This is a genomic window from Phenylobacterium sp., assembly GCF_004799395.1.
In the GTDB taxonomy this organism is placed as follows: Bacteria; Pseudomonadota; Alphaproteobacteria; order Caulobacterales; family Caulobacteraceae; genus Phenylobacterium.
Genome location: NZ_SSMZ01000333.1, coordinates 16,969 through 27,155 on the forward strand (window position 1 = coordinate 16,969; position 10,187 = coordinate 27,155).

The window sequence follows — 10,187 nt, forward strand, 5'->3', positions numbered from 1 at the left end:
TCGACATGATGAGCGCCAGCACCGACGGGCGGTTCACCCGCAAGGACGGGTCGCCCTATCCAGACGCCTCAGAGGCGATCCTCCGGCGCCGGCACGCCGATCGGCTCGCGCGGCGTGGTCAGCTTGGCGAGCTTCGGCTTCAGCCACTGCTCGAAGTCATCGACGAAGCGGTAGACGACCGGGACCAGGACCAGCGACAGCATGGTGCTCGTAATCAGCCCGCCGATCACCGCCACGGCCATCGGCTGGCGGAACTCCGAGCCCTTCTCCAGCGCAAAGGCGGTGGGCAGCATCCCGGCGGCCATGGCCACGGTGGTCATGATGATCGGGCGCGCCCGCTCGCGGCAGGCCTCGATTAGCGCGTTGTGCTGGCTCATGCCCTCGCGTTCGCGCTCGATGGCGTACTCAACCAGCAGGATCGAGTTCTTCGCCGCCAGGCCCATCAACATCAGAAAGCCGATCAGCGAGGGGATCGACAGCGAGAGGTTGAAGAGCAGCAGGCCGAAGAACGCGCCTCCGAATGATAACGGGAGCGCGGTCAGGATGATCACCGGCTTGAAGAAGCTGCGGAACAGCAGGACCAGCACCGCGTACATCAGGAAGACCGCGGCTCCGAATGCGGCCAGGAAGCCGCCGAACAGCTCGGCCATGGCCTGCTGGTTGCCGATGGCGGCCGGGCGCACGCCGGCCGGCAGGTTCTTCATGATCGGCAGGTTGTTCACCGCCCGCTGCGCCTGGCCCATCTCCACGCCGTTCAATTCGGCAAGGACGGTGAGCTGACGTTCGCGGTTCAGCCGGTCGATGCGTGACGGTCCCGCCTGGAAATCAATGTCGGCCACGCTCGAGAGTGTGGTCGTACCGCCGTTGCCGGTGGGCACGCGCAGGTTGGCGATGCGCTGGATGTTGGCGCGGGCGTCGCCCGGCAGGCGCACGCGGATCGGAATCCGCCGTTCGCCCTCGTTGAACTTGGCGACGTTGGCGTCGATGTCGCCGACGGTCGCGACACGCACGATGGTGGCGATGGTGTCGGACGAGACGCCCAGCCGCGCCGCCTCCTCGGTGCGCGGCTTGATGACGATCTGCGGCGCTTCGGGCGGCTTGGACGGGTGAGGGTCGGCAAGTTCGGGCAGCTTGCGCATTTCGACCTCGAGCTCGCGGGCCGCACGCGTGAGATTGTCCGGATTGTCGCCGGTTAGAATCTGCTGGAAGCCGGCCGCGCCCTGGAAATCGAGGAAGGTCAGGCGCGCGTCGGGAATAGCCCGCAACTGGTCGCGCAGACGGTTCTTGATCGAGTCGCCGCTCGGCCGGTGATCGGTGCGCAAGAGGATGGTCGCCGTGCCGCTGCGCAGGTCTCCGCCCCCGCCGCCGCCGGAGTTCGGGCCGAAGGAGGCGCTGGCGTTGGAGCCGATCTGGATGAAGACACCGGTCACATCCGGCTGCTTGAAGAAGACCTGGTTGATCCGCCCGGCGATGTCTTCCATGTCGGCCACCGAGGCTCCGGGAGGGCCCTGGATGTCGACGTAGAGGAAGTCCGGGTCGCCAGCCGGCTGGAAGCCCTGCGGCAGCAGCGGGAACAGCGCCAGCGACGCCACAAACAGCACGAAGCCCATGAAGGCCGCGATGATCCGATGGGCCAGGGCCCATTCCAGGACGTTGCGATAGAAGCCTTGGAACGGCTTGCGGTCGTGAGCCTGGACGTTCGGCTTCAGCAGATAGGCCGCCATCAGGGGGGTCACCAGGCGGGCCACGAGCAGCGAGAACAGCACCGCCACCGAAACGGTGAGGCCGAACTCCTTGAAGAACTGACCAGGAATGCCCGGCATGAAGCTGACCGGGGTGAACACCGCCACGATCGACATGGTGGTCGCGACCACGGCCAGGCCGATGGCGTCGGCGCCTTCCATGGCGGCCTGGTAGGGGCGAAGCCCCCGGGCCACCCGTTTCTCGATGTTCTCGATCTCGACGATGGCGTCGTCGACCAGGATGCCGATCACCAGGGTGAGCGCAAGCAGGGTCACCATGTTCAGCGAGAAGCCGGCCAGCTTCATCACGAAGAAGGTCGGGATCAGCGAGATCGGCATGGCCACCGCGGTGATCGCCGTGGCGCGCCAGTCGCGCAGGAAGAACAGCACCACCAGGGCGGCCAGGATCATGCCCTCGGTCAGCACGTGCTGGGTGGCGTGGAATCCCGCGCGCGTGTTGTCCACCGAGGAGAAGATCTTGGTGATCTTCACGCCCGGGTTCTTCTTCTCCAGCTGCGCGATCGCCTTGACGACTGCATCCTCCGTGGCGACGTCGGACGCCTCCTTGGTCTTGGAGACCTGAAAGCCCACCACCGGCCGGCCGTTCAGGCGCGCGAAGCCGCGGACTTCGGAGGCGCCGTCGCCCACATCGGCGACGTCCGACAGCCTCACGAACCGCCCGCTCCCTGTCGGGATGGTCATGTCGCGGATCTGGTTGATCGACGACGGGTTGGAATAGACCCGCAACGTCTGCTCGCGGCCGCCGATGTTCACCCGCCCGCCGGGGGAATCGGTGACGAAGCCGCGGAGCGCGGTGTTCACCTGGGTCGCGGTCAGGCCGCGCGCGGCGAGCTTGTCGGCGTTGACCACCACATTGACTTCACGGGCGACGCCGCCGACCCGGTTGATCTGCGAGACGCCGTTGGCCGCCTGCAGGGTGCGCGAAACCGTGTCGTCGATGAACCAGGAAAGCTGGTCGTCCGACAAGTTCGGCGCGGCCACCGCGTAGGTCAGGATCGGGGCGGCGCTATCGATCTCGATGCGCTGGATGATCGGCTCGTCGATGTCGCGTGGCAGGATGGCGCGCGCCGAGGCGATCTTGGTGCGGATCTCGTCGGTCTTCTTCTGCAGGTCCTCGCCGATCTCGAATTGCATCGAGGTCGTCGAGACGCCGTCGGTGACGGTGGACTGCAGGTTCTTGATGCCGCTGACCCCGGCCACCGCGTCTTCGACGGGGCGGGTGATCTGGGTCTCCATCTCGCCCGGGTCGGCGCCGTTCTGGGTGACCGTCACCGCGACCACCGGCAGTTCGATGTTCGGGTACTGCTTGATCGGCAGGCCCATGTAGGAAATCAGCCCGGCCATGATCAGGCCGAGGAACAGCACCGCGACCGGAACCGGGTTGCGGATCGCCCAGGCGGAGATCGCGAAATGGCGGCCCTGCGTCTCGCTCATTTGCCGGTCGCCCTGACAGGCGTGGAGACCGGCGCGGAGACCGACGCCGGCGCCGCGGCGGCTGTGCCTTCGGTCGGGTTCACCAGATCGCCATCGAGCAGGAAGGCCGCGGCGTTCTGCACGATGCGCGAGCCCGGGGGCGGCCCCTTGATCAGCTGCACATAGCCGCCGCCGCGCTGGCCGGTCAGGACGGGATAGTGCTTCACCCGCTTGTCGGGACCGACGACCATCACGCTGGCGCCGTCGGCGTCATAGCGCACCGCCGTCTCGGGCGCGGCGAGCGCCGAGCCTGAGACCTCGTTGAACACCGCCCGGCCATAGCCGCCGGCGCGGATATTGCGACCGACCGGAAGATGGACGCGCACGACGCCCAGCTTGGTCGAATTGTCGATCTGCGGGCTGACCAGGCGCACGACGCCGGTCACGACTTCGCCGCTCGGCAGGGTGACCTCGGCATGCATCCCGGGACGGATCTTCGCCAGGTCGTCCTCGGAGAGCTGGGCGGCGAGTTCAATCTCGCTGTCGCGGGCCAGCCGGAACCAGGGCGTGGCCGCGGCGGTCGCCGACATGTCGCCGGGTCGCACGGTGCGCTCCAGCACCAGGCCCCCGACCGGCGCGGTGACCGACAACTTGTTGACCCGAGTGCGCAGGTCCTTGAGCGCCGCGGCCTGGGCGTTGGCGGTGGCCTGGGCGGCGCGGGCCTGGAAGCGGCGCTGATCGATGGCTTCCTGGCTCAGCACGCCGGCGTTATCGAGATCCTTCACCCGGTTGGCCTGATCGGCCGCCTGCTGAGCCTGGACCTGCGCCTGGGAAGCATTGGCCTCCGCCTGGGCCAGCTGGGCCTGGATCAGCGCCGGGTCGAGGATCACCAGGGTCTGGCCCTGTTTCACCGTGTCGCCGACATCGACCAGCACCTTGGAGACGCGATAGCCCGTGACTTCGGGCAGGACGGCGGCTTCCTCGCGCGGGACCAGGTCGCCGGCGGCCGCGACAGCGCCGGTGATCGGCACGTTGGCGAGGGTCACCACGCGCACGGCGCGGGCGTTCTGCGCCTCCGTCGACTTGGGGGCGGGCTTGTGGCAGCCGGCAAGCGCCAGGGCCGCCATCACCGGCAGGAGGGTAAGCAATCGTTTCATGCGGGTCACGTCTCAGCGGGCCTGCTTGTCAGAGGGGAAGCGTTCCGCGGGCCAGCCGCCGCCGAGCGCCTTGTAGACCTGGATGGTGCGCCGGGCCGCCTGCACCTCGGCGGCCGTCAGCTGGGAACGGGTGGCCCGCCAGGACTGCTCGGCGGAGAGCGCCGTCTGCAGGTCGGTGAGGCCTCGGTCGTAGCCCAGCTTGTTGGCCTTGTAGCCGCGCGCGGCGCGGGCCTCGCCGTCGGTCAGCAGGGCCACACGCTTGCGGTCGTAGTCGAGGCCGACGAGGGCGCCTTCCGAATCGGCGAACGCCGTCTGGACGGCCTTCTCATAGGCGATCACGGCCTGTTCGGTGCGGGCGTTCTGGGCCTTCAGTTCGGCCAGCATCTTGGGGATGGAGAATATCGGCTGGGTGATCGCCGCCCCGTTGATCACCGATTGGGCGGTGACCGAGAAGCCGGGCTGCGACTGCTTCTGCCAGGCCAGACCCGGTGTCCAGTCGATGGTCGGCAGGAAGGCCAGGATGTCGGTCTGCGAACGGCCGGTCGCGGCCGCCACCCGTGCGCTGGCCTCGCGCACGTCGGGGCGGCGCTTCAGAAGCTCGCTGGGCAAGGAGTCTGGCACCGGCGGCAAGTCGCCGACGCTGGCCTCGACGGCGATGTTCGTGGTCGGCTCGACGATGCGGCCGGCGAGGATCAGGAGCGTGCGCCGCTCGGCCTGGAGTTGCGCCTCGAGGCCGGCCGCCTGGGCCTTGGCCTGGGCCAGGTCGCCGGCCACGCGGTCGGTGTCGGAGCTGGCGGCGATGCCCAGAGCGGCGCGCTTGGCCGCGGTGTCATAGAGCTCCTGCTCGATCCGCTGCGTCTCGTGCGCGTCGTCGAGCTGGATGGCCAGGCCGCGGGCCTGGAAATAGGCGTCGGCCACATTGGCCGCCAGGCTGGCGCGTGCGCCCTCGTAGTCGAAGCGGGCCGCGGCGATGTCGCCGTTCACGGCCTTCGAGGTCGCCAGGAAGCGGCCGAAGATGTCCACCTCCCAGCTGACGTTCAGGCCCGCGGTGGTGGCGTCCGAGACGCCGGAGGACGAGAAGCCCGGGAAGTTGAAGACCGTGCCGGCCAGCTGGTGGGTGTCGGTGCGCTTGGTCGAGCCGGCGGCGTCACCTTGCGGCAGATAGTGGGTCAGCGTCTCGATGCGGTTGGCGCGGGCTTCGGTCAGGCGCGCGGCCGCGCTGCGGGCGTCGGGATTGCGCGCCAGCGCCTGGTCGATGAGGCCGGTGAGCTGAGGGTCCTTGAACGCCAGCCACCAGCGGTCGAGATCGATGGAGCCGGCTGGCGCGCGGTCGGGCCCGCCCTTGGCGCCTTCGAAGGCCGTGGGCATCGCCAGATCGGGCGAGCGCACATGGGCGCAGGCGCCAAGCGTCAGGCAGGCCAGGAGGACGGCGGGGGCGGCAAGGCGCATGGCGGGATTTCGGGACCGGGACGTAGGCGACATCGGGGCGGGCGCAGACGCGCTCTCGCCCGTAGTCGCCGCGGAAGGCCGCATTGGATGCAGAGCCCGAAGACGGACGTCTAGCGACATGAATACACAAGCCCAGTGATGCGGGCGTCCAGAACCTGGCCCGACGAAACCCCCGGCCTGTGTCAGGCCGACCCAATTCCCGGAAGAATCCCCTGCCCACGCCTCTGCCGGGCGCATAGCGAGGTTTCCTCTGAGCCAAACTCCGTATGTTGTAAAGTGTTATTCGCTGTGCAATTTGGTCTCATGTCGACGGAGCATTCAGGCGGCGGGGACCCGGCGCGCAGCATTGCGCTGCTCTGGGGCGTGGCCGATTCCCGTCGCCCGGGCGGAGGCCGCCGCGGCCCCAAGCCGCGGCATTCCGTCGAGGAGGTGGTGGCCGCCGCCATCCAGCTCGCCGACGCCGAGGGGCTGAGCGCGATCTCCATGCGTCGCCTGGCGGAGACCCTGGGGCTCTCGCCCATGTCGCTCTACACCTATGTGCCGTCCAAGGCCGAGCTGGTGGACCTGATGCTGGACCGGGTCGCCGCCGAGGACGCCGGGCCGGAAGCCGGCGAGGGTGGCTGGCGCGGCCGGGTCACCCGGCTCGCCCGCCAACGCTGGGCCATGGCGCAGCGCCATCCCTGGATTCTGCAGGTGGGCGTCCACCGCCCGCCGCTCGGTCCCAACGTCCTGGCCCGCGTCGAAGCGACGCTCAGCGCCATCGACGGCATCGGGCTCTCGGAGACGGAAATGGATCAGGTCACCTCCCTGGTCGGCGACTATATCCGCGGCGCCGTGCGCGCGGCGCTGGAAGCCCGCGAGATCGAACAACAGACCGGAATGACCGACGAGCAGTGGTGGGCCATGAACACGCCGCTGCTGGAGGGCCTGGTCGACCCCGCCCGCTATCCCACGACCGTCAAGATCGGCGAGGCGTTTAAGGCCGGCCGCATGCCGCCGCCAGACCACGAGCGCAACTTCGAATTCGGCCTCCAGCGCGTCCTCGACGGCATCGAAAGCTTCATCGCGGGACGGAATGTCGCGCGCTGATCCTTCGCCCGCTCCCGGCTAATCGAGATCGCCAAGATCGAGCGGCTCAGGCGGTTCGGGTTGCGGCGCGGCCGACGTCAGCGTTCCCGCCACCCAGCGCGCCACCGACGGACCGATCGTCAGGACGACGATCACCCGCAGCATCTGCAGGGCCATGACGAACGATGTATCCACCTTGGTGGAGGCGGCGATAATGACGGCGGCGTCGACGCCGCCGGGACTTGTGGCCAGGTAGGCGGTCAGCGGGTCGACGTGCAGCAGGACGACCAGCACCCAGGCCAGCAGGCCGCAAAAGGCCATCAGGAGGGCGGTGGCGCCCAATGTCTGGGGAAGCGCCCGGGCGGCGGCCGCCAGCACGTCGCGGGTGAAGCGCAGGCCGGTGTTCCAGCCGATCGCCGCGTAGCAGGCGATCAGCGCCGCGGGCGGCAGCTCGATCTTCACCAATCCCGCGAGGCTGAGCGCCGCCCCCAGCGCCAGGGGGGCGAGGAGCACGCCGGCCGGGATGCGTGAGGCAAGGCCGAGACCGCCGCCTACGGCCGCCACGCCCAGGGTCGCGCTGAAATCCAGCCAGTGGATCGGCGGGAAATAGCCGCCGGCGAAACGGGGGCCGCCGCCGCCATGCACGAAGAGCAGCGCCACGACGGAGGCGGCCGCCGCCACCAGGACGACGCGCAGGTACTGCATGAAGGCGACGAGGCGCGCATCCGCGCCATAGGCCTCGGCCAACACCATCATGGCGGTCGCGCCGCCCGGCAGTATTCCCCAGACGGCCGTCGTGCCGGAAATCACGCGCAGGCGGCTCATGGTCCAGCCGATGCCGGCGCTGGCCGCGATCGAGATCGCCACCACCGCGAGGAACACAGGCCAATGGCTGGCGAAGCCCCCGACGATGGCCGGGGTGAACGAGCGCGCGACGAGGCAGCCGATTATCGCCTGGGCGGCCGCCATCACGGCGCGGGGCACCTTCACCGCCCCGCCCGCGGTCTGCACGACGACCGCGGCCGCCAGAGGCCCGAGCATCAGGGCGGCCGGCAGCCGGGCCCATTGGAGGAGGGCCGCCGCCAGGACCGAGGCGGCCACGAGGACGGCCCAACGCGCCGCCGCCGGCAGCGGCTGCAGCGGGCGCCCCGCCGCCGACGGGTCGGTCACGCCTGAAGCTCAATCTCGTCGGTCTTGGCCACGCGTCCGAGGCGCGGGAAAATCTTCTCGAAGGCGAAAGCGTGCATTTCGGCCGTGCGCGTCGTCGTGGCGTCTTCCGCCAGCACCACCGCATAGCCGTGCTCGTGTGCGGCCCGGACGGTCGACTCCACGCCCATGTTGGTGGCGATCCCACCGACGACCACGGACGTCACGCCGCGCCGGCGCAGCTGCAGGTCCAGGTCCGTGCCGTAGAAGGCGCCCCATTGGCGTTTGGTGACCCTGAGGTCGGAGGGTTCGGCAAGGCCGTCCACCAGCTCAGCCCAGCCTTCGGGAAATCCACCCGGCGGCATCTCGGGCGGCTGATCGACGGGACTCCTCAGGGAGTCGCCGAAGTCCGACGCGAAGGCGACGTTGACCAGCACCACCCGCGCCCCGGCCGCGCGGAAGCGGCGGGCAAGCTCCTTGCCCTTGGCGATCACGGCCTCGCCGGAATAGGGCTCCAGCGGCAGGCCGACGATGCCCTTCTGGAGATCGACTAGGATCAGGGCCGTTGTTGCGGCAGGCAGGGTGATCATCGGGGCGTCCCTTTCGATGGATCGCGTGGTCCGTCCGTCGCCCGTTGTCCAGGCGTACGTGGAGCGCTACAGAGTTGAGGATGGACTCAAGCAGCCTATCTATTTGAGGATGTCCTCAACTTCGTCAAGCCAGAATCGCGGCCCGCTGGCGCCGCAGCGCGAGGTCGGCCGCCAGCGCGTCGCCGACCTGATCGAGGCCGCCGCCGCGGTCATCCAGGAGCGCGGGTTCGAGGCCGCGACAATGGCGGAGATCGCGGCGCGGGCGGAAGCGAAGATCGGGTCGCTCTACCGCTTCTTCCCGAACAAGGAGGCCATCACCGACGCGCTCATGGAGCACCAGGCCGGAATACTGCGGACGGAATACGATGCGATCCACGCCCGCGCGGCCAACGCCACACCGGAGGAATTGGCGGACATCTTGATCGATCTCCTGGTGAAGCTGCATCCGCAGACCCGGGGCTTCGCGGCCCTGATCGACTCACGGACGGACTCGACCGCCGTGCGCCAAAGATTCCGCGCCCAGACCCTGGCGGGGATCAAGACGGCGCTGACCACATGCGCGCCCGGACTCGACGACAAGGAGGCGGATGACATCGCCGCTGTCGTGCTCAACAACATGAAGACCATGGTGGGCATGACCACCAAGGATGCTCCGACCAGCCCCGGCGCGCCGGACCAACTGCGGCTGATGACCCGGCTCTACCTGGCGGCGAAGCTCGCGCCGGCGAGGTCTCTCTAGCGGTTTGCCGCCCTCGCCATTAGGGTCGTGGCCTGCCTCCCCTCCTTGCCGAGTGATCGATGAAAAAGCATCTCCTGAGCGCCGCCGTCTGCGCTCTCGCCACAACCGCCTTCGCTGCCCCCGCCGCCGACTCGAAGTTCGACACGGCCCTGCTCTCCGAGCACATCAAGGTCCTGTCCTCCGACGCTTTCGAGGGCCGCGGTCCCGCCACGGCGGGCGAGACCAAGTCGATCGCCTACATCACCAAGGAGTTCAAAGCCGTGGGCCTGCAGCCCGGCGGCGACAAGACCAAGTCCGGCCGAACCTGGACCCAGAACGTCCCGCTGGCCGAGTTCAACATCAAGGGTCCGCTGGCTTTCACCGTGAAGGCCGGCGGCGCGACGCAGAGCTGGAAGCAGGGCGCCGAGATCGCCATCCGCGCGCCCGAGACCGGCGTCGACCACATCGACCTGAAGGACGTGCCGGTCGTCTTCGTGGGCTATGGCGTCAAGGCGCCGGAACGCCATTGGGACGACTTCAAGGGCGTCGACCTGCACGGCAAGCTGGCGCTGGTCCTGGTCAACGACCCCGACTACGAGACCGGGGTCGGCGACTTCGGCGGCAAGGCCATGACCTACTACGGCCGCTGGACCTACAAGTACGAGGAAGCCGCGCGCCAGGGCGCGGTGGGCTTCATCGTCATCCACGAAACCGGCCCCGCCAGCTACGGCTGGAACACGGTCAAGAACTCCAACACCAACTCGGTGTTCGACATCATCCGCAAGGACCCGGCCAAGGTCCACGCCCCTATCGAAGCCTGGATCCAGCGCGACCAGACCGTCGACCTCTTCAAGAAGGCCGGCCTCGAAATCGAGGCCGGCCT

7 protein-coding genes and 1 pseudogene are annotated in these 10,187 nt (G+C 68.9%); 3 read left to right on the plus strand and 5 right to left on the minus strand.

Annotated elements, in window-relative coordinates:
- Nucleotides 1-68: 68 nt before the first annotated feature.
- From E8A12_RS21440 to E8A12_RS21450, 3 genes are read right to left on the minus strand one after another with little or no spacing between them, the layout of a single operon-like run.
- On the minus strand, nucleotides 69-3,197 hold the full coding sequence (locus tag E8A12_RS21440; RefSeq protein WP_293372679.1) for an efflux RND transporter permease subunit: 3,129 nt from the start codon (nucleotides 3,195-3,197) through the stop codon (nucleotides 69-71).
- Nucleotides 3,194-4,333, minus strand: a complete 1,140-nt coding sequence (locus E8A12_RS21445) for an efflux RND transporter periplasmic adaptor subunit (RefSeq protein ID WP_293372681.1) — start codon at nucleotides 4,331-4,333, stop codon at nucleotides 3,194-3,196. The genes E8A12_RS21440 and E8A12_RS21445 overlap by 4 nt, the downstream gene beginning before the upstream one ends.
- Before the next feature lie 12 nt (nucleotides 4,334-4,345).
- Nucleotides 4,346-5,782, minus strand: a complete 1,437-nt coding sequence (locus tag E8A12_RS21450) for a TolC family protein (RefSeq protein WP_293372683.1) — start codon at nucleotides 5,780-5,782, stop codon at nucleotides 4,346-4,348.
- Nucleotides 5,783-6,085: 303 nt separating this feature from the next.
- Here E8A12_RS21450 and E8A12_RS21455 point away from each other — a divergent pair, with 303 nt between their 5' ends.
- Nucleotides 6,086-6,871: a TetR/AcrR family transcriptional regulator gene (locus tag E8A12_RS21455; protein WP_293372685.1), complete on the plus strand. Its 786-nt coding sequence runs from the start codon at nucleotides 6,086-6,088 to the stop codon at nucleotides 6,869-6,871.
- Between the two features lie 18 nt (nucleotides 6,872-6,889).
- On the opposite strand, the gene E8A12_RS21460 is transcribed toward E8A12_RS21455, so the two are convergent.
- Together E8A12_RS21460 and E8A12_RS21465 are read right to left on the minus strand one after the other, a co-directional pair.
- Entirely contained in the window at nucleotides 6,890-8,020 is a 1,131-nt protein-coding gene (locus tag E8A12_RS21460) for an AbrB family transcriptional regulator (protein WP_293372687.1), read from the minus strand.
- Entirely contained in the window at nucleotides 8,017-8,586 is a 570-nt protein-coding gene (locus tag E8A12_RS21465) for a hydrolase (protein ID WP_293372689.1), read from the minus strand. Before E8A12_RS21465 ends, E8A12_RS21460 begins: the two co-directional genes overlap by 4 nt.
- Before the next feature lie 109 nt (nucleotides 8,587-8,695).
- Between E8A12_RS21465 and E8A12_RS21470 the strand changes: the two genes are divergently transcribed.
- Nucleotides 8,696-9,325, plus strand: a complete 630-nt coding sequence (locus E8A12_RS21470) for a TetR/AcrR family transcriptional regulator (RefSeq protein ID WP_293372691.1) — start codon at nucleotides 8,696-8,698, stop codon at nucleotides 9,323-9,325.
- A 59-nt stretch (nucleotides 9,326-9,384) separates the two neighbouring features.
- Nucleotides 9,385-10,187, plus strand: a pseudogene (locus E8A12_RS21475) (peptidase M20); the annotation flags it as partial.